Origin of the sequence: Neorhizobium alkalisoli (assembly GCF_007829835.1) — a bacterium.
GTDB lineage: Bacteria > Pseudomonadota > Alphaproteobacteria > Rhizobiales > Rhizobiaceae > Neorhizobium.
In genome coordinates this window covers 560,662-585,715 of sequence record NZ_VIWP01000002.1, presented here as the reverse complement: position 1 = coordinate 585,715, position 25,054 = coordinate 560,662, and the positions used below count along the sequence as shown (strand labels likewise).

The following is a 25,054-nucleotide window of genomic DNA, read 5'->3' as shown; positions in this document are numbered from 1 at the left end:
ATTCGGAAAGAGCGACGGCGAGCAGGAGGCACCCGCTCGCCGGGAGGCTATCAGGCGTGGGCGGTCTTCTTCTCAAGCAGGACGGAGACGATGAAGACGATCAGGCCCAGGAAGGACAGGAATGCGCCGACATAACCGGTCGAGGCAAAACCCCATCCCCAGGCAATGACCAGACCGCCGAGCCAGGCGCCGAGCGCATTGGCGATGTTGAAGGCGGAATGCACGGAAGCGGCCGCCAGCGTCTGCGCATCGGCTGCCACGTCCATCAACCGTGTCTGCAGCGCCGGGCCGCAGGCAAAACCGCAACCGACGAGGAAGACGGTGACATAGAGCATGGCCGGAATATGCGCGAAAGCGGCAAAGCCGAGCATGACGATGACATAAAAAGCCATCGAGCCGCCGATCGTGCCGCCGAGCGACACATCGGCGAGCCGCGAACCGACGATATTGCCGACATTCATGCCGATGCCGAACAGTGCGAGCACGATCGCAACCGTCGAGGCAGGAAGATGGGCCGTCTCGGTCGTGGTCGAGGCAATATAGCTGAACACGCAGAACATGCCGCCGAAGCCGACCGCTGCAACGCCAAGCGTCAGCCAGACCTGCGGCCTGGAGAAGGCACCGAGTTCGCGGCGGATGCTGGCGCCTTCCTGCACCGTATCACGCGGCTGGAAATACCAGAGCAGGACAACGGTCAGTGCACCGATGCCGCCGACGAGGAAGAAGGCTGCGCGCCAGTTGAGGATCTGGCCCATGAATGTGGCCAGCGGCGTGCCGGCAAGCGTTGCGATGGTCAGGCCAAGCATCACCCGGCCGACGGCCCGTGCCCGCTTGTTGGGCGGCACCATCGAGGCGGCCACGAGCGCGGCAACGCCGAAATAGGCGCCATGCGGCAGGCCGGTGATGAAGCGCAGAACGGTAAAGCTCCAGAAGGACGGAGCAACCGCGGACAGAATGTTGCCGAGCGCAAATACGCTCATCAGACACAGAAGCAGCGTGCGCCGCGGCAGCTTTGCCGAAAGCACGGCGATGATCGGTGCGCCGATGACGACGCCGAGCGCATAGGCGCTGATGACGTAACCCGCCATCGGAATGCTGACCTGAAAGCTGCTGGCCACATCCGGCAGCAGGCCCATGATGACGAATTCGCCCGTGCCGATGCCGAAGCCGCCGACGGCGAGTGCGAATTCGATCAGGAGAATGGCGATCGGGGAGAGGGCAGGGATCGCCTCACTGTCTTGCGGGCGCGCGGAATCGAAAGGAATGGCAGGTTCTGTCATCGCGTCTGATCTGTCGGGTATCGAAAAAAGAAAGCGGGTCAGGCCTGAACGGCGCCTACCCACGCTGAAGGCGAGTGGTCATTAAGATGACCTTTATCAATGCTATCACTTTATTGTGCACCGCGGTAGCCGTCCCGGCAAATTTGCATTTGCCTCACAGGAATGTGTGCGCCTGCCGCATGTCGGGGTGCGAGCGAGCCTCGATTGGCGCCGCCGTCCTGCTCCAGAGGGCTTTTGTCGCAAGGTGTTGCAGCGAAATGCCGTTGATAATTTTCGAGCAGTGACCATTTTTGTCTTGCCCTTGATGGGCTGACCAATTTGCTCGTGAGCCCGGGACGCGATGAAACTGTCTGCCGTATTCAACCGCGATGGCGGTACCTTCCGAACCACCGACATGGAAGCCTATTGCGCCCGCGCCACCGAGATTTTTCGCGCGGCAGGCCATGATTTCGAATGCCATGTCGTGCCCGGCGACGATGTGGTCGACGCGATGAAGAAGGCGGCCGGCCGTTCGGGTGTCGAAGGCCTGATCGCCGGCGGCGGTGATGGCACGATCTCGGCAGCGGCCGGCATCGCCTGGAAGGAAGGCATTGCGCTCGGCGTCGTGCCGGCCGGCACGATGAACCTGTTTGCCCGCTCGCTAAAGCTGCCGCTCGATATCTGGCAGGTCCTCGATGCGCTTGCCGAGGGCGAGCCGGAGGCGATCGACATTGCCAGCGCCAATGGCAAGAGTTTCGTCCACCAGTTTTCCGCCGGCCTGCATGCCCGCATGGTGCGCTATCGCAATTCCATGCATTTTGCCTCGCGGCTGGGAAAGATCCGCGCTAGCACGCGGGCGGCGATCGGCGTCATGCTCAATCCGCCGGAATTCGAGGTGGAATATACGGTCGACGGCAAGACGAATTATCGCAAGGTCTCGGCGATTTCCGTTTCCAACAACGAGTTCGGCCGCGACCCGCTGATGTATGCCGACAGCCTGACGCGCGGCCGCCTCGGCTTTTACCTTGCCGAACCGATGAAGCCGGCCGGCGTCGCCAAGCTCACCTTCGACATCCTGCGCGGCCGGCTGAAGGAAAACGCGGCTGTCACCGCCATGACCGCAACCGAACTGGAGCTGCATTTTCCCCGCCATCGCAAGGACGTGCGCTGCGTCATCGATGGTGAGCTCCTGCCGATGAAGCGCGATGTCGTTCTGAAGATCCATGCCGGCGAGCTGAAAGTGCTGGTCAACCGGCCGCAACGGTCATCTGCCGGCGAAAACGAGATGGGCGGCGGCATCTGACCGTCAGCGCGGCTTTCCGCTGCCGGATTGACTGCCGGCGGCGTTTCCATTAGCGATCTGCATGCAGCGATACAAACGCTGCCGTAGGCGTTACCGTCATCCAACGCGCCTTTTCGAGAAGGTCCCGGCTGGGAAAGCTCGATCACCAAGGCGCGCGGTATGGATTTCAATCCTCACCCCGGACAAGTTTTTGCAGGACCGTTTTTCGGCTCCGCACATTTGTCTGCGGGTATCGATGATCTCGCCGTGGCCTTCCCAAAAGCACGACTTTTGAAAGGTCCGACAATGAGAATGACCGACAACACTATCCTCGTCACCGGCGGCACAAGCGGCATCGGCCGTGCACTGGCCGAGGCATTTCATGATCGCGGCAATCGCGTCATCGTCACCGGTAGGCGCCGCGATTTGCTGGAAAACATCGCTGAAGCTCGCCCCGGCATCACCGGCCTCCATCTCGATCTCGACGATCCCAGCTCCCTCCCGCATCTGGTCGGGGAAGTCCGCGGACGTTTCCCGGAACTCAATGTCCTGATCGCCAATGCCGGCATTTCGCGGACGGAAGACATGGCATCCCCCGATTGGGACGCGTCGGCTGCCGAGGCGATCGTCAATACCAACATTCTCGGCGTGCTGCGCGTCACCGCGGCCTTCCTGCCGATCCTCAAGGAACAGCCGCAGGCAACGATCATGGCAACCAGCTCGGCGCTTGCCTTCCTGCCGCGCGCCGATTTTCCCGCCTATTGCGCCAGCAAGGCCTTTTTGCATTCCTGGCTGGTCTCGCTGCGCCACCAGCTGCGGAAACTGCCGATCGAGGTGCTCGAACTGTCGCCGCCCTATGTTCAGACCGAACTGACGGGGGCCGCCCAGGCTGCCGATCCACGGGCGATGCCGCTCGGCGATTATATGTCGGAGGTCATGGCCATGCTGGAAGAGGGCAGGCATCCGCGCGGCGAACTGCTGCTCGACAGCGACCTCGCCCGCCGCTTTGCCGAACGCGACGGCACTTACGACAGCATCTTTGCTGCCATGAACCCTGATTGAGCGCCGATCGCCATGTCACAGGCCATCCGGAGACCTTTACCGGGTGGCCGCTTCGGCTCCTGCATCCATGGATGCAATCATCCAGTCCATTGCCGATTGCAGCGCGGCGGATTTTCGATGCCGCGGCCAGACGAGATAGAAGTCCGACGGCCCGTAGAGGATTGGCGCATCCATCTGCACCAGCCGTTTCTCCGCAAGGTCACCGGCGACGAAGCTGCGGGTCGCAAGGGCAATCCCTTGTCCCGCAATCGCGGCATCGATTGCATGCGACGACTGGTTGAAGCTGATGCGTTTCGACAGCGGCGGCGTCTGCTGCGGGTTTCCGCTGAAATGCCGCTCGAGAAATTCCGGCCAGAAATTATGCGCATCGTTGAGTAGCGCGAAGCCGGAGAATTCCGCGGCGGTTTTTGGCAGCGCGCGTTCCTTCAGAAGCATCGGGCTGCAGACGGCAATGATCTCCTGCCGGAACAGAAGCCGCGATTCCAGCCCCGGTCCGAAGGGCGGCCGACCATAACGGACAGCGAGATCGATGCCGTCGATCTGGAAGCTGGAGATGCGATCCGTCGCGACGATATGGATGTCGAGATCCGGATGCCGGGCCGTCAGGTCGGGCAGGCGCGGGATCAGCCATTTCGAGGCGAAGGTCGGCGTCGTGCTGATCGTCAGCGTCACCGGCCGCGGCCGCAGATCGCCGGTCGCCCGCGCGATGATCTCGAAGGCTCGCCGAATATCGGCGATATATCCCCGGCCTTCACCGGTCAGAGCAAGGCTGCGTGGCAACCGCTCGAACAATCTGACGCCAAGTTCGGCTTCCAGCCCGCGCACCTGCTGCGCCACCGCCCCCTGCGTCACGCCGAGTTCTTCTGCCGCAAGCCTGAAATTCAGACGGCGCGCCGCAGCCTCGAAGGCTTTCAGGCCATTGAGCGACGGAAGCTTTCCGGGTGCATTGCTCATCCGATAGATTTTCTACTGCCAGGAAAGAAGAGAACTGATTGGCGGAGTGGCCGCCCATGATGCTAGACCTTTCGACAGACCATAATCAAGCAGCAGCCTTTTTTGAAAGGAACCGGATCATGTCAGTAGAAAAAGTAGCAATCGTTACGGCCGGCGGCAGCGGCATGGGTGCCGAAACCGCAAAGCGACTGGTCAAGGATGGTTACAAGCTCGCCATCCTGTCTTCTTCCGGCAAGGGCGAGGCGCTGGCGGCCGAATTGGGCGGCATCGGCATTACGGGTTCCAACCAGTCGAATGACGATCTCAAGCGCCTCGTCGATGTGACCATGGAAAAATGGGGCCGTATCGACGTCCTGGTCAACAGCGCCGGCCACGGCCCGCGGGCTCAGATCACCGAGATCACCGATGAACAATGGCATACCGGTCTCGACGTCTATCTGATGAACGTCATCCGCCCCGTGCGGCTGGTGACGCCGATCATGCAGGCCCAGAAATCCGGCGCGATCGTCAATATCTCGACCGCCTGGGCCTTCGAACCGGCCGCCATGTTCCCGACGTCGGCCGTGTTCCGCGCCGGCCTTGCCTCCTACACGAAGATCTATGCCGATACCTATGCGGCCGACAATATCCGCATGAACAACGTCCTGCCCGGTTGGATCGACAGCCTGCCGGCGATCGAGGAACGCCGCGATTCCGTGCCGATGAAGCGTTACGGCACCAGCGCCGAAATCGCCGCAACTGTCGCCTTCCTCGCCTCGGAAGGGGCGGGTTACATCACCGGCCAGAACCTCAAGGTCGATGGTGGCCTGACCCGGTCGGTGTGATCGAGATCGGCTTAAACGGCAATCGGTGTCGCGGTCGGCAGTGACGCTGCCGCCGCAGCCTCGGTCGAAGCCTGCCCGCCCGCTCCCGAGCGCACGGTCACGGCATTCGACGCGAATTCCAGGCCGGCGGCCTTGGAATCGGCGATCAGCCGCTTCATCGCCTCCCGCTTGATCAGGCTCGGATTGCCCGGCCGCGAGGTGAACTTGAAGCGGACGATCATCGAATTCTCGGTAATGTCCTGAATGCCCTGCATCTTCAGCGGGATCAGAAATTCCGGTCCGAATTCCGGATCCTCCAGAAGCGCAAGCCCGATCTTCTTGGCAATCTTGCGGATCACCTCGGCATCCGCATCGCGCTCATAACGCAGCTGAAATTTCGTCGTGCCCCAGTCGCGGCTGAAATTGGTGACCGAGCTGATCTGGCCAAAGGGGATCGTGTGGATCGGGCCGTTATGGTGGCGAAGCCGGATCGAGCGGACGGTGATCTGTTCGACCGTGCCCTGCAGCTTGCCGGTATCGATATATTCGCCGATGCGGAATGCGTCGTCGGTAATGAAGAAAATCCCCGAAACGACATCCTTGACCAGCGCCTGCGAGCCGAAGGAAAGTGCCAGACCCAGCACGCCGAAGCCTGCCAGCAATGGCGCGACATTGATGCCGATCGAGCTCAGGACCAGCAGTGCCCCGACCGCCAGCACCGCCCCGAGCGCCAGATTGCGCACGACCGGCAGAGCGGTCGAAAGCCGGCTGGTCTGCTTTTTTGCCTGTTCGTCTTCCTGGCCGGGCAATTGCACATGCGGCGAGGGGGCGATCGATTCCGAATACCGCCAGATCAGCGTGCAGACCGCCCAGCTTGCGACGATCGCGAAACTGAGGCGCTCGAGCCAGATGATCCAGCCGGTGGCGATCGCCGCGTCGCCGGCCATCAGCGGCCACCATAGGGCGGCGATCAGATGCAGCCCGCCGATCCAGACTGCGCCCGAGCAGACGACGCGCAGGCTGGCAAGGATCGAGGACATCAGGCCGGGACCGCCGGTCGTCTCGCAATGGCGCGCGAATTCGTCGACCACATGATGCGCACCGAGCGCCAGGATCGGCAGGACCAGCAGGATGACCTGGGTCAGCACGGCGGCATAACTCCAGCGGGCGCTATCCGGCGTGCCGGCGACAAGAAAGCCTGAGAGCCAGATGAAAATGGCCGAGACGGTGTAGAAATCCGGCAGGATATTGCCGATCACCCGGCGCACGAGGCCGGAATTTTCGCCGATAAAGGCATCACGAATGCTGCTCCGTCCGCCGATGAACCAGATCAGTTTCAGGAGCGTCAGCAGTGTGCCGCCGATCAGGAACAGCCCGTCGATCGAACCGCGATCAAGGCCGATCTGGTCGGAAATCCGCATCGCTTCGCTGAAAAAGGCGCTGATCACGCCATAGACAGCCAAAATGCGGAAATGCCATTGCGGATGCCGGATGGCGATCAGCGTCTGGCCGGTCTGGTCCGGGCGAAACAGGAAACGGCCGACCGACAGGTAGATCAGCGAGACCAGCGCCACGGCAACGACACCCCGGCCGACCTCGAAGGCGACCGTATTGTCACGCAGCAGCATGTGCAACACCAGCCGCGCGACGCCGAGAAAGATTGCGACCGACACGAGATCGCCGATCAGCCGCTTGAAAGCCCGCCGGAATTTTCCGGCAATCCGGTGAACACGAGGATCGCGGTGACGCATGGCAAGCGCAAACAGCGTCCTCACCAGGCCGGCCGCGACAAGCCCGGCAGCAATCGCCGAAAGGGCGACGAACAGGATCCGCCCATGGCCAATCCCCTCGGCCTCCAGCTGCGACTTGGTCATGTCCATCATCGTCGACATGCCGAGTAATCCGGCTACCGCAGTCGAGGCACCGCGGCCGAAAGCGCTGGTCAGGCGTTCCCAGGAGGCCATGCCCATATTGGCCGCTGCCGTCTCGGGCATTTCCATGGTTGGCTGGGGAGTTGGCTGGGCGGGGGCAGATGCGACCTGGCTGGTCTGCTGGGTGGTCGCTGATGTATTACCCTGAACTGCACTGGAGGAGGGGCTTGCCGCACCATCCATTCGGATGCTGACCGCCCGGCCGCTTTGCGCCGCAATGTCGAGGATCGGCTTGATATCCGCTTCGCTCTGGCCCGGACGCAGTACGATCGTCAGCGGCGCGTCCTGCGCGGAGAGGCCGGAGGCCCCGGAAAGCCCAAGGCCCAACGCCAGCAGCCCGAGCCACAAACGCCTGATGACCGCTTTGATAAACCCGTCGACCAGCACCATTCCACATCCTCCGCGGTCCTCCGTGGCGGTGTGCCGCGCCGCGAATGCTCGCAATATCTGTAGGACGGATTTTTGCCTTTCGCCAGAGCCGTGAAATCGAAGCCTCAGATCCGCGGCAGATAGGTCTGATAATCGAAATCCGAAACCGTGCGTAGGTAGGTTATCGCTTCCTTCCGCTTCGTGTCGCCATAAAGCTTCCGGTACCGTTCGCCAAACACGTCGGCGATGAAAGGCGAGGCGGAAAAGTCTTCGACGGCGGTCAGAAAGTCGTGGGTCAGGCGTTTGGTGCCGGCCGGCGGTTCCTTGCCCGGTTCGGTCGCAGGACCCGGATCAAGCGTCTCGTCTAGGCCCAAAAGCATGCCGCCGAGAATGGCGGTCAAAAGCAGATACGGGTTGGCATCGGCGCCGGCGACGCGGTGTTCGATACGGGCAGCCGGGCCATCGGCATCCGGAATGCGCACCGCCGTGCCGCGATGGCCAAACCCCCAGTCGATATCGACCGGCGCAAACGAGCCGGGCTGAAAGCGTCGGTAGGAATTGGCAAAGGGTGCAAAGATCAGCTGCGCATCGCGCATCGTCTTCAGCATGCCGGCTGAGACGGATTTGAGTTTCTGCGGATCGCCGCCCTTGGCATCGAGAATGTTTTTGCCGTCGCGGTCGATGATGCTGGCATGCACATGCAGGCCGGAACCGGCATGATCAGCATAGGGTTTTGCCATGCAGGTGGATTTGAGCCCATGCTTGCGGGCGGCCTGCTCAGCGATCCGCTTCAGGTAAATGCAGTCGTCGGCGGCGGCCAGCGCATCGGCGCGGTGCAAAAGATTGATCTCGAACTGGCCAGGGCCGAATTCCGCCGTCGTCGCATCGGCCGGCAGATTTTGTGCCTTGGCCCAGCTGCGCACCGTCTGCAGATAGTCGTCCAGCGCATCGACGGCGCCCATGTCGTAGAGCTGAAAACCGTTCGGCTCGCCGCGATAGGTCAGTTTTGCCGGCGGCCTCGGCTTGCCGGTCTCGCGCCAGTCGTCTTCGACCACGTAAAATTCCAGCTCCGTCGCCACGACCGGCGTCAGGCCACGGTCATCAAAGCGTTTCAGAAGCGCGGCGAGGATGGCGCGCGGATCCATGAAGGATGGCGTGCCGTCGAATTCGTGCATCGTCGCCAGGACCTGTTTCGATCCTTCCGGCGCCCAGGGCATGGGGGCAAGGCTGCGGCGGTCCGGCAGGCATTGCCCGTCCGGATCGCCGACCGAAAGCGACAGACCGGTAATATCGTCATTGTCATCGCCCCAGATATCCAGCGACTGGGTGGAGGAGGGCAGGCGCACCGTGCCGTCCCAGACCTTCTTTTCGGCCTCGAGCGGGATCTGCTTGCCGCGCAGGTCGCCATTCATGCCGACGAGCAGGATTTCGATACGGGGCGGCGCGGTTTCTAAAGCCATGCGGGAAGATCACCTGAACGGTTGCACTTGAATGGTTGCAGAAGCCTGTTCGTAGCCGATAAGAATTGGCCTTACAATCTTGAGGCATCGGGCTGGGCTGATGCTCAAGGGCAGGGAGGCACGCCATGAACGAAAAGCCATCGATTTCCAATCTCGCCGCGATCGACGCTGCCCATCACATCCATCCTTTTTCCGACATGGCCGAGCTGAACGCCCGCGGCACCCGCATCATCGAGCGGGCCGAAGGCCTGTTCATCACTGATTCCACCGGCAAAAAATATCTCGATGCCTTTGCCGGCCTGTGGTGCGTCAATGTCGGCTATGGCCGCAAGTCGATTGCCGAGGCGGCCTACAGGCAGATGCAGGAACTGCCCTATTACAACGCCTTTTTCGGCACCACGACGCCGCCCGCCACCCTGCTTGCCCAGAAGGTCGCCTCGCATGCGGGGCCAAATCTCAACCGCGTCTTCTTCACCAATTCCGGCTCGGAAGCGACCGATACCTGGTTCCGCATGGCGCGCGTCTACTGGAAGGCGCTCGGCAAGCCGCAGAAAACGCAGGTCATCGCCCGCAAGAACGGCTATCACGGCTCCACCGTCGCCGGCGCCTCGCTCGGCGGCATGAAGCTGATGCACGAACAGGGCAACCTGCCGATCGACGGCATCCACCATATCAACCAGCCCTACTGGTATGCCGAGGGCGAACATCTTTCGCCGGCCGAATTCGGCCTGAAGATCGCCCGCGAGTTGGAAACGAAGATCGACGAACTCGGCGAGGACCGCGTCGCCGCCTTCGTCGCCGAGCCGATCCAGGGGGCCGGCGGCGTCATCATTCCGCCGGACACCTACTGGCCGGAAATCGCCCGCATCTGCAAGGCGCGCAACATCCTGCTGGTGGTGGATGAAGTCATCTGCGGCTTCGGCCGACTCGGAGAATGGTTCGGGCACCAGCATTACGGCGTCGAGCCGGATCTCGCGCCGATCGCCAAGGGCCTGTCCTCCGGTTATCTGCCGATCGGCGGCGTGCTGGTCTCGGACCGTGTCGCCGAGGTGATGATGAACGAGGTCGGCGAGTTTTATCACGGCTTTACCTATTCCGGTCACCCGGTCGCCGCTGCCGCAGCGCTGGAAAACATCCGCATCATCGAGGAAGAGGGGCTGGTGGAACGTGTCCGCGACGATATCGGCCCCTATTTCGCCGCCGCCTGGAAAAGCCTCGAAAGCCATGAAGTCGTTGGCGAGGCCCAATCGGTCGGCCTGATGGGCGGCCTGCAGCTGGCGGCCGACAAGGCCACGCGCCGCCGTTACGAAAAGCCGGACGATATCGGCACGCTGGTGCGCAACCACTGCCTCGAAAACGGCCTGATCCTGCGCGCCACCGGCGACCGCATGCTGGCATCGCCGGCGCTGACGATCAGCCGGAGCGAAGTGGATCAGGTGATCGAGACCTTGTCGAAGGCGCTGGATCATTTGCGGGAGAAGGGGCTGGGATAGGCGGCGAGGAATATCCGACGACCAGCCAAGACTGCTTTCGGCCCGAAGCGGTCATTGAAATCAGTATACGACTATGCAGTATGCGCCATTCAACTAGCAGGGTTTCTGATGGAAGACGATATTTTTTCAGGTAAGGTCCGACCGGAGAAAATCCCGTCGCACTGGATGGGCCGCCCTACCTCCAGCGCTCCGGGCTGGCGATGGGACGATCCCGATGATCTGGGTAATAGTGTAAGGTTTTTTACTGGCGATCCAGACGATCCCTTACCATCGAAACAGACGCCCTACGTTATTGTGGTGAGCGGCGGTTCAGTAATAGGGCGTGATGGCAAGTCTGTTGCCGGCTTCGATCCTCCCGAATAAAGCCAAGACTGCTTTCGGCCCTAAGCGGACATCATCGCTCCGCTGCGGTTGGCTCAGGTCAGTTCTTTTTCCATAAAAAGGCTAAGGGGGTCAGCTTTATAACTCCCGAAAGGCCCGATCTCCCGAAACCCGTAACTGCGATAAAGTCTGATGGCTTCGGGTTGGTAGATGCCGGTTTCCAGCCGGATGGCCCGCAGACGCATTTCCAGGCCTCGAAGAACGAGCTGGTCCATAATTCGTTTGCTGATTTTAAGGCCGCGCGCATCCGGATCGACGAACATGCGCTTGATTTCACCCGTCATATCACCGGAATTCACCAGGGCGCAGCAGCCAACGATGTCTTCGTCTCTTCTCGCGACGAAAAACGTAACGTTTGGTTTTTCTAAGGTTTCGAGGTCGAGAAGATGGTTGCTATCTGCCGGGTACAATGAGGCAGCATAGGCATTGGACGCCTCCAAAAGCCTGATCACGCCAGCTTGACGTGGGCTCTCGACAGATATCGTGACCGGCATGGTTGGCTCCATCAGCGCGGCAGATCCATCACGGCGATCCCGAACGCATACTGATCGCCGACATTACCCCAGACATAGGGATAGCTGACGATTGCGACCGAAGGCGAGGTCGCGGTAATCCCCCGCTCGCGCAGGTAATCGGCAAACTCGGCCTCGAAAGTCGCCGGCGTCGAGCCGTCCCGGTCGCGCCAGGCGAAAACGATGCGCTGGTAGGATGTGAGCGAGACGGGCTGCATGCCGGTCGGCGCCTTGGTCGTCAAAACGGTCGCCTGCGGCAGGTTCAGCCGGATATTACCGGCCAGCTGCCCGTCGGAGGTCAGCACCACCGAATCCGCCCCCGCCATCCGCGACGCGACCTCGCGCGAAACCGCCTGGAAGGGGATGTTGATATATTCGTAGTCATGCGTGTAACGCGAGGTGGCGATCCGCCCGAACAGGATAGCCGGCACCAGCACCATGATGATGCCGGCCGTGATCCAGATCCGTTTCAGCCCCGGCAGAAGCGGGATCTTTGCCGCATCGACCTTGAGGGTCAGATAGAGCGGGCCTAGAATGAGGATCGGCGTCAGCCAGCGGTCGCGCACCCGCTCGACGCCGGCAAACAGAACCATCAGCACGATCAGCGCCAGCGAGAAGATCAGCACGCGCCCGATAAACCGGGTCCAGCGGTTTTCCGCCCTGATCAGCGTTTTGACATGCTCGCGATAGCAGATGGCAAAGATGACGAAAGTCAGCGCCAGGAATCCGATCGCCGAAAGGCCAAGCGTCCCGAGACCTTCAAGGATGGCGATAAACGGATTGCCGTCACCGCCGACCAGTTTTTGCATCGTGTGGCTGCTCGTCGCCGCAAAATTGTCGCGCAGCCAGAGCGCATGCGGCGTGACGATTGCAAGAGCGATCACGCCGCTGATCAGGAGCCGCCAGTCGAGCAGTTTCGGGCGCAAGTCACGGTCGCAGAGGATCGCCAGCAGCGCCGCTGCCGGAAGCAGGATGAAATTGTATTTGGTAATGCCGCCGACACCGGTGGCGATGCCGAACAGGATAAAGGCCACGAAGGACGGTGCCGACAGGGTTCTGAGCAGCGCATAGGCGAAAAGCGACGCGCCAAAGATGGCCGCCACCGTGTGGCTAAGATCGCGCTGCGCCTCAAAGGCGACCTGCGGAATGGTGAGCAGACCAAGCGCTGCAACGATTGCCAGCCGCTTGTCCGCCACGACCTGTCGTGCAGCGAGATAATAGAAGACATAGGAAGAGAAAAGCAGCGCGTTCTTCAGCCCCGAAAGCGAGGCGAGAGACGTGCCGAAAATCTGAAAAACCGCATATTGCAGCCAGTTATAGAGCGGTGGTTGCGAGCTGTAGCCGGCGAGCAGCCATTGCGAGAAATTGGTCTGTTCCGCCTCGTCCAGTTCCAGCCCGTGCGGCATGATCAGCCGCAAGGCCATGTTGAAGAGGAAATAGGCAGCGAGGACCGAAAACAGCGTTTTGGCGCTTTCCAGCTGGCCACCAACCGGAGATCTGCCGTCAAGCCGGCGCGTTCCGTCGAGCGGTGAGAGGCGGGCTTGTTTCATCGGATCTCCAGAATACTGGCCAGAACACTGGTCTATGGTTATGCGCTAGCGCCTGTCGAGCACCAGATAGGCGAAAGGCGCCGTCGCCTTTCCCCGTGAACGAATGAACGGGACATCCAATATTCTGACTGCATCCGGCTTGGCAACAATTCCGTGCGCGGAAAGAAAGGCCGCGGTCCAGGGCGGAATTGTCGTGTCATGCCCCTTCGGCTGCCAGATGACCAGCCCGTCGGCCTCCGGCCTGTAGAGCTGTTCCTGCTCGATCTCGTTGAGATTAGGCATGATCACCGGCACGTCGCGCAGTTCAAGCCGTGCCGCACCGGCAAGCGCCATGTCGCCGGAAATGATATAGCCGGGGAGGTCGCCGCCCATCTGTTTTTCCACAACCTCGCGCAGGAAGGCCCGCGAAGGCAGGCTGTCCTTCGGATAGCTGCCGGTGAAGGGCGCCAGAAGCGTGCTGAGCATCAGATAGATGATGAAACCGAATGCCATGAGGAAGACCGGCACCGCCATATGCGGCGTCGCATTGCGGTCGATCGGGCCGGCAGCGTCGAGCTTGAGACAGAGGTAGAGCGGCATCATCATCAGGAAGGGCGAAAGCCATTTCTGGCTCATCGTCGAGGCGCCGATGCCGATAATGGCGATCAGACAGACGAGCAGAAGGCTGAAAATGATGGTGCGGCCCAGAACCCGGGTCCAGACGCTTTCGGCGCGGATGATGGTCAGCATCTTGCCGCGAAAGACGACCAGGTAAAAGGCGATCGGCGCAAACGAGGTGTCGATGATCGACACGACGAGGTCGCTCAAGCCGCTCCAGCGGTCGGCGATCGGGTTGCCGGTCGCATCGTCGCGCATCGCATTGATCGTGCCGACCGTCGCGGCACGAAAATTCTCGATCAGCCACAGGCCATGCGGAAGACAGATGACGAGAGCAACGGCGACCGTCACCAGCATCCGGACATCGTAAAGGCGGCGCCGGAAATCCGGCTCGGGCAGAATTGCGAGGGCCGCGGCAACCGGCACGATGACGAAATTGTATTTCGAGATCAGCCCCAGACCGACGGCAAGCCCGGTCAGCGCATAGGTGGTGATGCTCGGCCGGGTCAGCGTGCCGAAGAAGCCGTAAAGGAAAAAGGCGACGGCACAGATGGTCGCGATCGCATGGGTCAAGTCGCGCTGGGCAAGGATGGAGATGGTCGGCACGGCGATGACGCCGAGGGCTGCGATCGCCGGCAGGCCCTTCTGCGTCACGATCTTGCGGGCGGCCATGGCGTAAAGCGCGCATGCCAGGAAAAGCAGCGTGTTCTTGACCAGCGACAGCGCCAGGATCGACGGCCCTAGCTGGGTGACGACAGCGTGCTGGATCCAGTTATAGAGTGGTGGCTGCCGGCCGTAGCCGGTCAGCAGGAATTGCGACAGGAATAGCTGTTCGGCCTCATCATTCTGAAGGCCCTCCGTGCGCAGGACACGGAAGGTGATCGCCGTAATGTAATAGGCAGCAATCAGCCAGAGAACGAATTCGGGCCGAAGTGCGAGGGTCTCACGGAGCCGGCGTATCGCCTTCATACACTTCCCTGACGATATAGCTCAGCGCCGTATCCTCGCGGTAATAAGTCCGCGCGAGCATTTCGGCGAGAATGCCTGTTGTGATCATCTGCACCGCCGAGAGGAAGAGCATGACACCGATCATGAACAACGGCCGTGTGCCGATATCGTTGCCCATGATGAACTTGTCGATGAACAGATAGAACAGGATCAGCGCCGAAAGCGCGCCGAGGCCAAGTCCAAGCGAGCCGAAGAAATGCCCCGGCCGCGCCTTGAAGCGCATGAAGAACATCACCGACAGAAGATCGAGAATGACCCGGAATGTGCGCGAAATACCGTATTTCGAAACGCCGTGCTGGCGGGCATGGTGCGTCACCGGCATTTCGCCGATCCGCGAGCTCGGCACGACGCCGGCCACCCAGGCCGGAATGAAACGGTGCATCTCGCCCATCAGCTTGACCTGCTTGATGACCGAGCCGCGATAGATTTTCAAGGAACAGCCGTAATCGTGCAGGCGCACGCCGGTAATGCGGCCGATCAGCCGGTTGGCGATGAAGGACGGGATTTTCCGAAGGACAAGACCGTCCTTGCGGTTTTTCCGCCAGCCGACCAAAAGGTCGAGCTCGCGCCGCTCCAGTTCGCCGACCATGGCCGGAATGTCCTTCGGGTCGTTCTGCAGGTCGCCGTCCAGCGTCGCGATCAGCCGGCCCGAAGCCTGGGTAATGCCGGCCTGCATGGCGGCCGTCTGGCCAAAGTTGCGCTGCAGGGCGACGATCTTGAGATCGAGACCCTGCCGGCCGAGCCAGGAACGGGCATTGGTAATGGTCGCATCCGTGCTGCCGTCATCGACGAGGATCAGTTCCCAGGTCGAGGTATAACCGGTCATGGCCTCGCAGATCCGCTCGATCAGCGGGCCGACGCTTTCCTCTTCATTGAAGAGTGGCACGACGAGGGACAGTTCGATCGGTTCCGCCGGCTCGATGCGGCTCTTGACCGATTCTGCTGTTGTACGCACCTTGTGTTTCTCCTAGAAACTCGGGCCTCAAAGCCGCCGTCATGGCGATACCGACCCGCAAACGTCAGATGGGGCCTCCTACTATATGAAGAATTCCCCGGTTGCCAGCCGTCGCCCGTGGATAATTCGCCACGCCATGAGCCTTGCAACATTGGCGATCGTGCTGGTCTATGCCGTCTTCATCCAATGGGTCTGGGGCTGGGAAAGCGTCGTTTCGCTGTGGATCGAGGCGGGCTGGACATCCGGCCTGATCGCGCTTCTTCTTCTGCTCGCGACCTATGTCCTGCGCACCTGGCGCATCTACGATTACTTTCCGACGGAAACTGCCGGCCGTTTCGGCACGCTGCTGCGCCTCACGCAGGTGCATAATCTCCTCAACATCATGCTGCCCTTCCGCACCGGCGAGGCGAGCTTTCCACTGCTGATGAAGCGCGAGTTCGATCTGCCGATCGCCCGCGGTACATCGGCCCTGTTCGTCATGCGCCTGTTCGACCTGCATGCGCTGCTTGCCGCGGCCGGTACCGGGCTTGCGCTGCAGAACGGCCATGCCTGGGCCTGGGGCCTCTGGCTCGTCTTCCTCATCCTGCCGGCCGGCGCCTTTGCGCTGCGCAGCCACGCTTTGCGTTTCGCGGCAAAAATCCTGCCCGGCAAGGCGAAAAAGCTGCTGGACGAGGTCGAGGCCGGTCTTCCCGCCAATGCCGGCGCCTTTGCCCGCGCCTGGGGCGCGACGCTGATCAACTGGTTCACCAAGATTGCCGTTCTCGCCTGGGTTCTTTGCCTGCTCGGCGATCTGAACATCGCGGCCGGTTTCGGCGGCGCGCTGGGCGGAGAGCTCTCTTCCGTCCTGCCGATCCACGCCCCCGCCGGCGTCGGCACCTATCCCGCCGGCATCACTGCCGGTGCGGTTGCTTTCGGTGCAGGCGCGAGCGGCCCGTCGCTGGCGGAACTGGGGCGTGCGGCGGTCAACACCCATCTGCTGGTGATCGTCTCGTCGATGATCGGCACTGCGCTGTCGCTGTTTGCGGCGCGGCCGAAGACGGAAGGGTGATCAGACTAGTTTGAGGCCGAGATGCTCTGCCATCGGCAGGTAGTCCTTGTCGCGCTGCAAGAGACTGTAGCCATTGGCTATGCAATACGTTCCGATAATCAGATCGGGCGCCTTGCTGATCGTAAAGCCGCGCTCACGCAGTGCTCGGTAATTGGATGCAGCCCTGACCGCCAATTCGGGAGACAGCATCGACACAACCGGGAAATCCCGCAAATTCTGCTCGATCCAACGTGCCTGGTGATTGTCCCGCGCGCCTTGCAGTACTTCCATCAGGATGACGTCCCCGAGCAGAACGACGCCACGGGGTATCAATGACCGCAATCTGGAAGCGACGTCGACATCATCTTTGCGAAAGAGGGAAATCCAGACGGAACTATCCGCAACGATCATTCCCCCTCCTGAAAGCCCCAGTTTCCATATCTGACAGAGTTGTCTCTCGCTGCAGCCAGATCGCCGTCCCAGCCGATACCTTCAAGGTTATCGATGGCGCGCAACTGCCTTTTGGTTCGGACAAAATCTCGAAGCGCCTGATCTACGGCAGCCTTCTTCGTCGATAAGCCGCCAAGCTCCATGGCTTCTGCGATCAAATCGTCATCCAATTCGATATTGGTACGCATCTCAGCCTCATGGTGTATGATTTCGAAAAATCATACACCATTGAAGCAGGCCTCGCAATCTTACTGAAACGCCGTCTCGTAAAAGCTCCTGAGCTTTCTCGAATGCAGCGTCTCGGTCGGCATGGCCGCCAGTTTCTGCACGGCGCGGATGCCGATCTGCAAATGCTGGCTGACCTGGGTGCGGTAGAAGGCGGTCGCCATGCCAGGCAGTTTCAGCTCGCCATGCAGCGGCCGGTCGGAAACGCAGAGCAGGGTGCCATAGGGCACGCGGAAGCGGAAACCGTTCGCCGCGATCGTTGCCGATTCCATGTCGAGTGCAATCGCGCGTGATTGGGAGAGACGCTTGACCGGTCCCTTCTGGTCGCGGAGTTCCCAGTTGCGGTTGTCGATCGTCGCGACCGTGCCGGTGCGCATGATCCGCTTCAGTTCGAAACCTTCGTAACCGGTCACTTCCTCGACGGCGCTTTCCAGCGCTTGCTGCACTTCGGCCAGCGCCGGGATCGGCACCCAGACGGGCAGGTCGTCGTCGAGCACGTGGTCTTCGCGCACATAGGCGTGGGCCAGAACATAATCACCGAGCCGCTGGCTGTTTCTGAGGCCCGCGCAATGGCCGACCATCAGCCAGGCATGCGGGCGCAGCACGGCGATATGGTCGGTGATCGTCTTGGCGTTGGAGGGGCCGACGCCGATGTTGACCAGCGTGATGCCGGAATGGTCGCCCTTTTTCAGGTGATAGGCCGGCATCTGCGGCAGGCGCACCGCGCCCGGCGCGTCCGGCCGGTCGGCACCGGCTGGTGTGACGATATTTCCGGGCTCGACAAAGGCTGTATAGCCTTCGCCGCCTTCCGCCATCAGCTTGCGGGCCCAGGCAGCGAATTCGTCGATATAGAACTGATAGTTCGTGAAGAGCACGAAATTCTGAAAGTGCTCGGCGCCGGTCGCCGTGTAATGACTGAGGCGTGCCAGCGAATAGTCGATGCGCTGGGCGGTAAAGGGCGCAAGCGGCGCCGGCTCGCCGGGCGACGCTTCATATTCGCCATTGGCGATGAGATCGTCGGTATTGTTGAGATCCGGCGTGTCGAACAGGTCGCGCATCGGGATGTCGGCCAGCGAATTGGTGGCCGAGGCTTCGACATGGGCGCCTTCCCCGAAAGCAAAATGCAGCGGGATGGGCGTCGTCGATTCCGACACCACGACCGGAACGCCGTGATTGCGCATCAGAAGGTCGAGCTGTTCGATCAGGTAATGCCGGAACAGTTTTGGCCGCGTGACAGTCGTCGTATAGACACCGGGCGAGGCGACATGGCCGTAGGAGAGGCGCGAATCGGCATGGCCGAACGAGGTCGTCTCGATCGACACCTGCGGATAGCAGGCGCGATAACGGGCGGTCACCGGATCGCCCTTGGCAAGGCCACCGAAGGCCTCGATCAGGAATTGCGTGTTGCGCTCATAGAGCGCGATCAGGGCATCCACAGCCTCGACCGGATTGTCGAAACTTTGTGCCGGCACCGGGGCCGGGCTGATGAATGCGAGGGGGGAGAGAGAGATTCGTGTGTTCATGCGCCATTATAATGAGATCTCGCCGACAATCAAATGACGGCGCAACCATGTTTATGGCGCACAACCATCACAGCGAGACATGGCAGGACATCATTGCCTCGCAGCCGCCGGCAAGCCCGCCAAGCTGATAGCTCCCGTGACGGCCGGGATGGGCGACCAGTGCCGAGAAGGTCAGCGCGAAGATCATGAAGGTCAGCGTGATGATGGTGAGCCGGCGCGCAATGATGATATCCATGAACCCCTCCAGATCGCCCTCGGAACGGTTCGGAGCGAATTGGAGGCAGAATAGAGGCGGCGGACTGAATGGGTGCTGAGAGCCGAATTCATGAGGCATTCAGGGTGATTAATGATGGCTTTTGAGAAGTCCAAAGCCCCCAACGCAGCCTCATCATGAAAAAAGCAGTGCCGCGACCACGGCACTGCCTCCGCATCAAGCTTTTAAAGCCGCGTCCAGGTCTGCGACTTGCAGAGGATCTTCAGGACGCATCCCTTCATCTTCAGCGAATTGCCGCTGACGGAGCCGGATCCGCTATAGGTCTTGTCGGCTTCGGGATCGGTGATCTCGCCGGTATATTCGCTGCCCGCGCCGGAAAGCTTGCCGATCTGGCGGCCGGAAAACTTGCCGGTCTTCAGGGTGATGCAGAAGCCGTCGCCGCATTTGCCGATCGCAGCCGTCTCGCCGCTCTCCGTCTTCCAGTTGCCCTCGATCGGCTCGGCGGCTTGGGCCGCCATCGGGCCGACAATGGCCGCAAGCGAAAAGGCGGCCGCCAGCATAAGTGTGCGCTTCATCAGAAAAATCCTCCCATTCATCACCGCCTCGTTTCAGCGGGCGGTGGTTTGTCGTCCTGGCCGTGCTCCTCCGCGCGGGTTGGAAGAGATCTATCTGACGCAGACGTAAAGGTAAATACTGCTCGGATTATCCTCGGAAACGCCGGTTTTCCGGTGCGGCTTTGCGCCCATTTTCCGCAAGAGGAAAAAACGCGACCCGAATTCGTGGTGAACATTCGGTTTACGCGCCATCGTAAATGCTTCGTAAACAGAGAGCCAAAATCCTTAAAATGCAAGGCATCCGATGCTTAACGAAAACCCAAGTTTACGAAGCATTTGAACTTTGTTTTCGTTGAATTAACTCTGCTTTTTAGGCGTCCATTGCAAGGTTTGAGCGATAGTGAAGCCACAAGACGAGCGGGACAAACCGCCACCCTGAAGGACCTTAACAACAGCCGCAGAAGACGGTGGTCCGGATGGAAAACAGGGCAGACGAACAACAACCTTTTAAACAGGGATAAAACCGATGGCACGCTTTGAAATGAATGGTTCTGAAATGGCCACCATGGGTGGCGAGACACGGGCAGACGCCCTGTGCGAAATGGGTCTGATGTATGCGACGGGCCGTGGTTGCCCGGTCGACCTCGTCTCCGCCCACAAGTGGCTGAACATCGCCGCGATCAAGGGCTGTGACCGCGCCGCCGAGCTGCGCGCCGATCTGGCCGCCACGATGACCAAGATGCAGCTGGCGACCGCGCTGCGTGCGGCCCGCGAATGGATGACGGTCCACTGAGATCTTCTGAAAATTTCAATGCAGAGCCGGTCGTTGAAGAAGCCGGCAGCAATAAAGATCGACAAGAACAAACAATAAAACGGGATGGACGGCAGCGGTCAGGGAGCCGAAGCCGAAGAATTGCGACCGCGACCGGCAGAAACAAGGCCGGCGCGGTCGTTTTGATTCCTGTCGATTCCGGGGCTCAAGCATGTCGCGCAAAAGTGTGCAGCGGTTTTGCGATAACGACATGCGATAAAACAAAAGCTTAAAGCGCGGAAGCGAATCCGAAGGATCGCGACGTGCTTTAAAGCGAAGCCAGAACCTGTGGCAGCGCCTGTTCAAAAAGCGCCATGTCCGCTTCCGGTCCGGTGCTGACGCGGATGCAGCGGTTGAGCGGCGCGACACCCGGCATGCGGATGAAGACGCCGTGCTGCATCAGCCCGTCGACGATCGCCTTGGCGTAAGCGCCGTCGCGGCCGCAGTCGATTGCCACGAAATTGGTGGCGGAAGGCAGGGCCTTGAGGCCGTTGGCGGCGGCAACTGCCGCAATCCTTTCGCGCGAAACCTTGATCTTGCCGATCACCTCGGAAAGATAGGCCTGATCCTTGAGGGCCGCGATCGCGGCGGCAACGCCGATCCGGTTCATGCCGAAGTGGTTGCGGACCTTGTCGAAGGCCTGTGCCGTGCCCGGCGTCGAGATCACGTAACCGACACGCGAGCCGGCAAGACCATAGGCCTTGGAGAAGGTGCGGGTGCGCACGATGTTCGGCAAGTCGATCAGCTCGGCAATCGCCGGCGTGGCACCTTCGGGTGCTGTTTCGCAATAGGCTTCGTCCAGCACCATCAGGCAGGTTTCCGGCAGAGCCTTGGCGAAAGCGACCACATCCTCGGCTTTGTGCCAGCTGCCCATCGGATTGTCCGGGTTGGCGAAATAGACGAGAGGCGCATTTTCCCGGCGCACGAGATCCAGCAGGCCGTTCAGATCCTCGCGGTCGTCGACATAAGGCGTCGTCACCAGTCTGCCGCCATAACCGACGACATGGAAGTTGAAGGTCGGATAGGCGCCGAGCGAGGTGACGACCGGCATGCCGGGATCGATCACCATGCGTACGATCATGCCCAAGAGCGCATCGACACCTTCGCCGATCGCCAGATTGCCCGGCTGACAGCCGAGATGGGCAGCAAGGGCGCTTTTCAGCTCGAAATTTTCCGGATCCGCATATTTCCACGTATCGGTTGCCGCCGTGCGCATCGCCTCGATCACCGAAGGCGCGGGGCCAAAGCCGTTTTCATTGGCGCCGATGCGCGCCTTCACCTCGAGGCCGCGATTGCGCTCGATGGCTTCTGGGCCGACAAAGGGAACGGTGGAGGGAAGGGCACCCACCAGAGGTGTGAAGCGCGAGAATGCGGGCATGGCAGAGGGGTCCAGTGAGGGGACCAAAAGGGTCCGTTTCGAAATCGCGCCCACAATAGGAGGGTTTGCCTGTCGCGCAAGTGCGCCTTTGCCGCATTGGGGAGAGTGGGCGAAAAACAGTCCGAATCGCATTGCGGCAGCGGGCAATAAGGCCGGGGGCTCTAGAGCCGCGCAGTCAGGCGTGCGGCATCGCTTTCCAGAGCGGCGGCATGACCTTTCAGGCCGACAAAAAACCGCGTCGATTTCTGAAACTGCTCATTTCCTGACAGGCGGGTATCGGTGAAGCTCGAGTGATAGGAGACGATCCATCGGTCATCGAGATCCGTATGGTCCCCGATATCTGCCGCCGGCGGGAAGTCGAAGGTGAGGTTCACGAGATTGATGAATGCCGGGCATTCCAGGGCTCGCTCGAACCGGCTGGTGAACTCGCTGCCCTTGCAGACCTGCATCGGCGCTCCCGGCAGATAGGCATAATGTTTTTGGCGCGCGCTGGAGAGCCTGTAATAGAATGTCCGGGTGAGTGGTTCGCGCACGCCCAGCCATACCTGCCAGACGGAAATATCCGGATCGCTCTCCAGTCTCCTGATCCAGTCCGCAACGCCGAGAATCGCGGTCTTGCCCGCCGACAGGGCGTTCGTGTCGTTGAGGCTCATCGGGTTTTGCTCGCTTTCCGGTGCGCGTGCAGGACGCCATGCTGATTCTATTCCTCGAAAATCTCTTCGATCTTCAGGCCGAAGACGCGCGCGATTGCAAAGGCAAGCGGCAGGCTGGGGTCGTAACGGCCGGTTTCTATCGCATTGATCGTCTGTCTGGAGACATCAAGGCGTGTGGCGAGCTCGCCTTGCGACCATTGTCTTTCGGCGCGAAGCGCTTTGAGCCGGTTTTTCATCGGTAACGCAGATGGCTTGCGATGGTGCCGATGATCCAGAACGTGGCCATGACGGGCCAGATGACGAACATCGACATTTTCGGAAAACCGACACCTTCGAGAAAACCGTAGCTGAAGGTCACGACTGCGGTTGCCGCGAAGGCGAGACCCAGCGCCTCAAACTGCATCCTGCGCTGCATCTCATCCATGCGGCGAAGCTGTCGCAGCACCACCCAGCAGATCGCAATGCCGGGGAGCATGGGCAGAAGAGAGAGTATAATGCGGAATGCAGGTCCGCCGTCGATCGTGTTCAGGACGGAGATGGAGGCGATCAGTGCGATGATATAGGCCGCCATGCAGGCGCCGAATTCTAAGAAATAACGATATCTGGCCGGAATTCGCATCTGACTGCTCCATGTAAAGTTTCCTTTACATATTGGCGAGGCGCCAGCGGTGTCAAGGACGCTTTACATCTCCATGCTTTCCGGAGGCAGCCGGTGCGCCGAAATCCGCAAGGGCAGCAATGCCGGCATTAAACCACCGGCATCTGCCATGACTGCGTCAAATCTACCCTGGACCTTAGTGGCTCGTCTCGAAGCTCAGCCGGATCACGTGGTGCAGGAATTCGGCATCGAGCAGCATATTGAAGCCGATCGTTACCTTTTCTTCCTCGCGACGGATCACGGTGCAGCCGATCTCGTCATGAATGCCGAGAATTTCCAGGAAGAAATGGCTCGGAACCGGTAGATGCGGGCTGACATCGAGTTCTGCGCCTGCGAGCGAAATGGTGCGGATCAGGCAGCGGAAACCTGTCTTGGTGCTCAGGTGGTGGCCGACGAAAACGATCTTGCCGGGCCGGTCGATCGAGAATTTTTCGAAAGCCTGGTCGGGGATCGGGGTTTTGTTGTTCGTGTCCTGGTTCATCGCAAAGGGCATAACACCCTCCCTCATGTCTCCTCTGATGTGACTTTATTCCTCTTTCCCTGAATCATTCTGAAACAGATCTGTAAAATGCCGCGCATCTGCGCGTTTTCGTCGCTGCACGAGCGATTGCTCACGGGCCCCTGCCGCTAATGTCCGGCTGCAAGCGCGGTTGACGGGCCGCCGGAGCGGCGGTACCCCGTTTAGCCAACAATTCCAAACATGGCAGGGAGCAGGGCGTGGCAGGCAGATTGGTGATCGTCGGGGCAGGGCAGGCCGGGTTCGCATTGGCCGCTAAGCTGCGCGCCCTGAAAGATGAGCGGCCGATCACGATGATCGGTTCGGAAGATGTCATTCCCTATCAGCGCCCGCCGCTTTCGAAAAAATACCTTCTCGGCGAAATGACCTTCGAGCGGCTGACGTTCAGGCCCGAGACCTGGTTTGCCGAAAACAATGTCGAGATAAAGCTCTCCACCTTCGTGGAAGAGATCGACCGCAGCGCCAAGAGCATCCGCATGCAGGATGGCTCGGTCCTGGAATACGAGACGCTGGCACTGACGACGGGCTCGACTCCGCGCACCCTGCCGGCCAGCATCGGCGGTGATCTTGCCGGCGTCTATACGGTGCGCGACAAGCGTGACGCGGATCTGCTCGCCGGCGAGATGAAGGCCGGCCGTCGTCTCCTGATCATCGGTGGCGGTTATATCGGCCTCGAGGCTGCGGCGGTTGCCCGCCATCTCGGCCTTGAAGTGACGCTGATCGAAATGGCCGAGCGTATCCTGCAGCGCGTTGCCGCCAAGGAAACCGCCGATATCATGCGCTCCGTCCACGAGGCCCATGGCGCCGTCATCCGCGAAAAGACCGGTCTGCACAAGCTGATCGGCGAGAACGGCAAGCTGAAGGCTGCCGAGCTTTCGGACGGTTCGGTCATCGAGGTCGATCTGGCGATCGTCGGGATCGGCGTTACCCCCAATGACCGTCTGGCGCAGGATTGCGGCCTCACCGTCGGCAACGGCATCGTCGTCGATGAATTCGCCCGCACCTCCGATCCGTCGATCTTTGCGATGGGCGACTGTGCGCTTCTGCCCTGGCGCGGCATGCCGATCCGTCTCGAATCGGTACAGAACGCCGTCGACCAGGCCGAATCGGTCGCGGCATTCCTCGTCGGCGGCACCGAGCCTTATGACGCAAAACCGTGGTTCTGGTCGGACCAGTATGACGTCAAGCTGCAGATCGCCGGCTTTAATATGGGTTATGACGAGACGGTCCTGCGTCCCGGCGCCCGCGAAGGCAGCTCTTCGGTCTGGTATTATCGCGAGGGCAGGCTGATTGCCGTCGATGCGATCAACGATGCCAAGGCCTATGTGACCGGCAAGAAACTGCTCGAAACCGGCCGAAATGCCGAAAAGGCGCAGATTGCCGATCCCGCCTTCGATCTCAAGCAGCTGCTTGCCTGAGCCGGACCAC

At 60.8% G+C, this 25,054-nt stretch carries 26 protein-coding genes; 8 read left to right on the top strand and 18 right to left on the bottom strand.

The window, feature by feature from the left end; genetic code table 11:
• Positions 1–50: 50 nt before the first annotated feature.
• Positions 51–1,280, bottom strand: a complete 1,230-nt coding sequence (locus tag FHW37_RS08650; protein WP_145635053.1) for an MFS transporter — start codon at positions 1,278–1,280, stop codon at positions 51–53.
• Positions 1,281–1,620: 340 nt separating this feature from the next.
• On the opposite strand from FHW37_RS08650, the gene FHW37_RS08645 reads away from it, so the two are divergent.
• Complete coding sequence (locus tag FHW37_RS08645) at positions 1,621–2,562, top strand: diacylglycerol/lipid kinase family protein (RefSeq protein ID WP_145635051.1); 942 nt, start codon at positions 1,621–1,623, stop codon at positions 2,560–2,562.
• A 291-nt stretch (positions 2,563–2,853) separates the two neighbouring features.
• Positions 2,854–3,603, top strand: a complete 750-nt coding sequence (locus FHW37_RS08640) for an SDR family oxidoreductase (RefSeq protein WP_246690706.1) — start codon at positions 2,854–2,856, stop codon at positions 3,601–3,603.
• Between the two features lie 36 nt (positions 3,604–3,639).
• Here FHW37_RS08640 and FHW37_RS08635 read toward each other — a convergent pair whose 3' ends face one another.
• A complete protein-coding gene (locus tag FHW37_RS08635; protein ID WP_145635046.1) occupies positions 3,640–4,557 on the bottom strand; it encodes a LysR substrate-binding domain-containing protein in 918 nt (305 codons plus the stop codon).
• A gap of 119 nt (positions 4,558–4,676) precedes the next feature.
• On the opposite strand from FHW37_RS08635, the gene FHW37_RS08630 reads away from it, so the two are divergent.
• Complete coding sequence (locus FHW37_RS08630; RefSeq protein WP_145635044.1) at positions 4,677–5,381, top strand: SDR family oxidoreductase; 705 nt, start codon at positions 4,677–4,679, stop codon at positions 5,379–5,381.
• A gap of 11 nt (positions 5,382–5,392) precedes the next feature.
• Here the strand turns inward: FHW37_RS08630 and FHW37_RS08625 are convergent, their stop codons facing one another.
• Positions 5,393–7,681, bottom strand: a complete 2,289-nt coding sequence (locus tag FHW37_RS08625) for a mechanosensitive ion channel family protein (RefSeq protein ID WP_145635042.1) — start codon at positions 7,679–7,681, stop codon at positions 5,393–5,395.
• 104 nt (positions 7,682–7,785) lie between these two features.
• Positions 7,786–9,120, bottom strand: coding sequence for a glutamine synthetase family protein (locus tag FHW37_RS08620; protein ID WP_145635040.1), 1,335 nt, complete (start codon positions 9,118–9,120; stop codon positions 7,786–7,788).
• 125 nt (positions 9,121–9,245) lie between these two features.
• Between FHW37_RS08620 and FHW37_RS08615 the strand changes: the two genes are divergently transcribed.
• Together FHW37_RS08615 and FHW37_RS08610 are read left to right on the top strand one after the other, a co-directional pair.
• Positions 9,246–10,613, top strand: coding sequence for an aspartate aminotransferase family protein (locus FHW37_RS08615; RefSeq protein WP_145635037.1), 1,368 nt, complete (start codon positions 9,246–9,248; stop codon positions 10,611–10,613).
• A 108-nt stretch (positions 10,614–10,721) separates the two neighbouring features.
• Positions 10,722–10,976 carry a hypothetical protein gene (locus tag FHW37_RS08610; RefSeq protein WP_145635034.1) on the top strand — a complete coding sequence of 85 codons (255 nt, stop codon included), beginning with the start codon at positions 10,722–10,724 and terminating at the stop codon, positions 10,974–10,976.
• Between the two features lie 53 nt (positions 10,977–11,029).
• On the opposite strand, the gene FHW37_RS08605 is transcribed toward FHW37_RS08610, so the two are convergent.
• From FHW37_RS08605 to FHW37_RS08590, 4 genes are read right to left on the bottom strand one after another with little or no spacing between them, the layout of a single operon-like run.
• A complete protein-coding gene (locus FHW37_RS08605) occupies positions 11,030–11,488 on the bottom strand; it encodes a GNAT family N-acetyltransferase (RefSeq protein WP_145635032.1) in 459 nt (152 codons plus the stop codon).
• A gap of 11 nt (positions 11,489–11,499) precedes the next feature.
• On the bottom strand, positions 11,500–13,056 hold the full coding sequence (locus FHW37_RS08600) for an ArnT family glycosyltransferase (protein WP_145635030.1): 1,557 nt from the start codon (positions 13,054–13,056) through the stop codon (positions 11,500–11,502).
• A gap of 45 nt (positions 13,057–13,101) precedes the next feature.
• Positions 13,102–14,622 carry a glycosyltransferase family 39 protein gene (locus FHW37_RS08595; protein WP_145635028.1) on the bottom strand — a complete coding sequence of 507 codons (1,521 nt, stop codon included), beginning with the start codon at positions 14,620–14,622 and terminating at the stop codon, positions 13,102–13,104.
• Positions 14,597–15,616: a glycosyltransferase family 2 protein gene (locus tag FHW37_RS08590; protein ID WP_145635026.1), complete on the bottom strand. Its 1,020-nt coding sequence runs from the start codon at positions 15,614–15,616 to the stop codon at positions 14,597–14,599. Before FHW37_RS08590 ends, FHW37_RS08595 begins: the two co-directional genes overlap by 26 nt.
• A gap of 85 nt (positions 15,617–15,701) precedes the next feature.
• On the opposite strand from FHW37_RS08590, the gene FHW37_RS08585 reads away from it, so the two are divergent.
• On the top strand, positions 15,702–16,664 hold the full coding sequence (locus FHW37_RS08585; protein WP_145635024.1) for a lysylphosphatidylglycerol synthase domain-containing protein: 963 nt from the start codon (positions 15,702–15,704) through the stop codon (positions 16,662–16,664).
• Here the strand turns inward: FHW37_RS08585 and vapC are convergent, their stop codons facing one another.
• From vapC to FHW37_RS08565, 5 genes are all read right to left on the bottom strand, one after another.
• Positions 16,665–17,054, bottom strand: a complete 390-nt coding sequence (vapC, locus tag FHW37_RS08580; protein ID WP_145635022.1) for a type II toxin-antitoxin system VapC family toxin — start codon at positions 17,052–17,054, stop codon at positions 16,665–16,667.
• On the bottom strand, positions 17,051–17,281 hold the full coding sequence (locus FHW37_RS08575) for a type II toxin-antitoxin system VapB family antitoxin (protein ID WP_145635020.1): 231 nt from the start codon (positions 17,279–17,281) through the stop codon (positions 17,051–17,053). Before FHW37_RS08575 ends, vapC begins: the two co-directional genes overlap by 4 nt.
• Positions 17,282–17,341: 60 nt before the next feature.
• Positions 17,342–18,841 (bottom strand): AMP nucleosidase, encoded by a 1,500-nt coding sequence (gene amn / locus FHW37_RS08570; RefSeq protein ID WP_145635018.1) that lies wholly within the window; start codon positions 18,839–18,841, stop codon positions 17,342–17,344.
• Positions 18,842–18,908: 67 nt separating this feature from the next.
• Positions 18,909–19,076 carry a hypothetical protein gene (locus FHW37_RS33500; RefSeq protein WP_186458191.1) on the bottom strand — a complete coding sequence of 56 codons (168 nt, stop codon included), beginning with the start codon at positions 19,074–19,076 and terminating at the stop codon, positions 18,909–18,911.
• Between the two features lie 203 nt (positions 19,077–19,279).
• Complete coding sequence (locus tag FHW37_RS08565; RefSeq protein ID WP_145635016.1) at positions 19,280–19,630, bottom strand: DUF2147 domain-containing protein; 351 nt, start codon at positions 19,628–19,630, stop codon at positions 19,280–19,282.
• A 505-nt stretch (positions 19,631–20,135) separates the two neighbouring features.
• On the opposite strand from FHW37_RS08565, the gene FHW37_RS08560 reads away from it, so the two are divergent.
• On the top strand, positions 20,136–20,402 hold the full coding sequence (locus tag FHW37_RS08560) for an SEL1-like repeat protein (RefSeq protein ID WP_145635014.1): 267 nt from the start codon (positions 20,136–20,138) through the stop codon (positions 20,400–20,402).
• A gap of 286 nt (positions 20,403–20,688) precedes the next feature.
• Here the strand turns inward: FHW37_RS08560 and FHW37_RS08555 are convergent, their stop codons facing one another.
• The 5 genes from FHW37_RS08555 to FHW37_RS08535 form a co-directional block, all read right to left on the bottom strand.
• Positions 20,689–21,798: a pyridoxal phosphate-dependent aminotransferase gene (locus tag FHW37_RS08555; protein WP_145635011.1), complete on the bottom strand. Its 1,110-nt coding sequence runs from the start codon at positions 21,796–21,798 to the stop codon at positions 20,689–20,691.
• A 161-nt stretch (positions 21,799–21,959) separates the two neighbouring features.
• A complete protein-coding gene (locus tag FHW37_RS08550) occupies positions 21,960–22,451 on the bottom strand; it encodes a hypothetical protein (protein WP_145635008.1) in 492 nt (163 codons plus the stop codon).
• 47 nt (positions 22,452–22,498) lie between these two features.
• Positions 22,499–22,687, bottom strand: a complete 189-nt coding sequence (locus tag FHW37_RS08545; protein ID WP_145635005.1) for a helix-turn-helix transcriptional regulator — start codon at positions 22,685–22,687, stop codon at positions 22,499–22,501.
• On the bottom strand, positions 22,684–23,022 hold the full coding sequence (locus FHW37_RS08540; protein ID WP_186458190.1) for a hypothetical protein: 339 nt from the start codon (positions 23,020–23,022) through the stop codon (positions 22,684–22,686). The genes FHW37_RS08545 and FHW37_RS08540 overlap by 4 nt, the downstream gene beginning before the upstream one ends.
• A gap of 223 nt (positions 23,023–23,245) precedes the next feature.
• Positions 23,246–23,602, bottom strand: coding sequence for a hypothetical protein (locus FHW37_RS08535; protein ID WP_186458217.1), 357 nt, complete (start codon positions 23,600–23,602; stop codon positions 23,246–23,248).
• 224 nt (positions 23,603–23,826) lie between these two features.
• On the opposite strand from FHW37_RS08535, the gene FHW37_RS08530 reads away from it, so the two are divergent.
• The gene (locus FHW37_RS08530; protein ID WP_145634999.1) at positions 23,827–25,044 is read left to right on the top strand and encodes an NAD(P)/FAD-dependent oxidoreductase; all 1,218 of its coding nucleotides are present in this window, start codon (positions 23,827–23,829) and stop codon (positions 25,042–25,044) included.
• Positions 25,045–25,054 lie beyond the last annotated feature (10 nt).

Coding starts and splice junctions, on each gene's coding strand:
- FHW37_RS08555 (WP_145635011.1), bottom strand. CDS start 21,798: ATGCCCGCATTCTCGCGCTTCACACCTCTGGTGGGTGCCCTTCCCTCC.
- vapC (WP_145635022.1), bottom strand. CDS start 17,054: ATGATCGTTGCGGATAGTTCCGTCTGGATTTCCCTCTTTCGCAAAGAT.
- FHW37_RS08605 (WP_145635032.1), bottom strand. CDS start 11,488: ATGCCGGTCACGATATCTGTCGAGAGCCCACGTCAAGCTGGCGTGATC.
- FHW37_RS08625 (WP_145635042.1), bottom strand. CDS start 7,681: ATGGTGCTGGTCGACGGGTTTATCAAAGCGGTCATCAGGCGTTTGTGG.
- FHW37_RS08575 (WP_145635020.1), bottom strand. CDS start 17,281: ATGCGTACCAATATCGAATTGGATGACGATTTGATCGCAGAAGCCATG.
- FHW37_RS08630 (WP_145635044.1), top strand. CDS start 4,677: ATGTCAGTAGAAAAAGTAGCAATCGTTACGGCCGGCGGCAGCGGCATG.
- FHW37_RS08650 (WP_145635053.1), bottom strand. CDS start 1,280: ATGACAGAACCTGCCATTCCTTTCGATTCCGCGCGCCCGCAAGACAGT.
- FHW37_RS08635 (WP_145635046.1), bottom strand. CDS start 4,557: ATGAGCAATGCACCCGGAAAGCTTCCGTCGCTCAATGGCCTGAAAGCC.
- FHW37_RS08540 (WP_186458190.1), bottom strand. CDS start 23,022: ATGGCGGCCTATATCATCGCACTGATCGCCTCCATCTCCGTCCTGAAC.
- FHW37_RS08610 (WP_145635034.1), top strand. CDS start 10,722: ATGGAAGACGATATTTTTTCAGGTAAGGTCCGACCGGAGAAAATCCCG.
- FHW37_RS33500 (WP_186458191.1), bottom strand. CDS start 19,076: ATGGATATCATCATTGCGCGCCGGCTCACCATCATCACGCTGACCTTC.
- FHW37_RS08585 (WP_145635024.1), top strand. CDS start 15,702: ATGAAGAATTCCCCGGTTGCCAGCCGTCGCCCGTGGATAATTCGCCAC.
- FHW37_RS08615 (WP_145635037.1), top strand. CDS start 9,246: ATGAACGAAAAGCCATCGATTTCCAATCTCGCCGCGATCGACGCTGCC.
- FHW37_RS08565 (WP_145635016.1), bottom strand. CDS start 19,630: ATGAAGCGCACACTTATGCTGGCGGCCGCCTTTTCGCTTGCGGCCATT.
- FHW37_RS08595 (WP_145635028.1), bottom strand. CDS start 14,622: ATGAAGGCGATACGCCGGCTCCGTGAGACCCTCGCACTTCGGCCCGAA.
- FHW37_RS08645 (WP_145635051.1), top strand. CDS start 1,621: ATGAAACTGTCTGCCGTATTCAACCGCGATGGCGGTACCTTCCGAACC.
- FHW37_RS08620 (WP_145635040.1), bottom strand. CDS start 9,120: ATGGCTTTAGAAACCGCGCCGCCCCGTATCGAAATCCTGCTCGTCGGC.
- FHW37_RS08535 (WP_186458217.1), bottom strand. CDS start 23,602: ATGCCCTTTGCGATGAACCAGGACACGAACAACAAAACCCCGATCCCC.
- FHW37_RS08640 (WP_246690706.1), top strand. CDS start 2,854: ATGACCGACAACACTATCCTCGTCACCGGCGGCACAAGCGGCATCGGC.
- FHW37_RS08545 (WP_145635005.1), bottom strand. CDS start 22,687: ATGAAAAACCGGCTCAAAGCGCTTCGCGCCGAAAGACAATGGTCGCAA.
- FHW37_RS08550 (WP_145635008.1), bottom strand. CDS start 22,451: ATGAGCCTCAACGACACGAACGCCCTGTCGGCGGGCAAGACCGCGATT.
- FHW37_RS08560 (WP_145635014.1), top strand. CDS start 20,136: ATGGCACGCTTTGAAATGAATGGTTCTGAAATGGCCACCATGGGTGGC.
- amn (WP_145635018.1), bottom strand. CDS start 18,841: ATGAACACACGAATCTCTCTCTCCCCCCTCGCATTCATCAGCCCGGCC.
- FHW37_RS08600 (WP_145635030.1), bottom strand. CDS start 13,056: ATGAAACAAGCCCGCCTCTCACCGCTCGACGGAACGCGCCGGCTTGAC.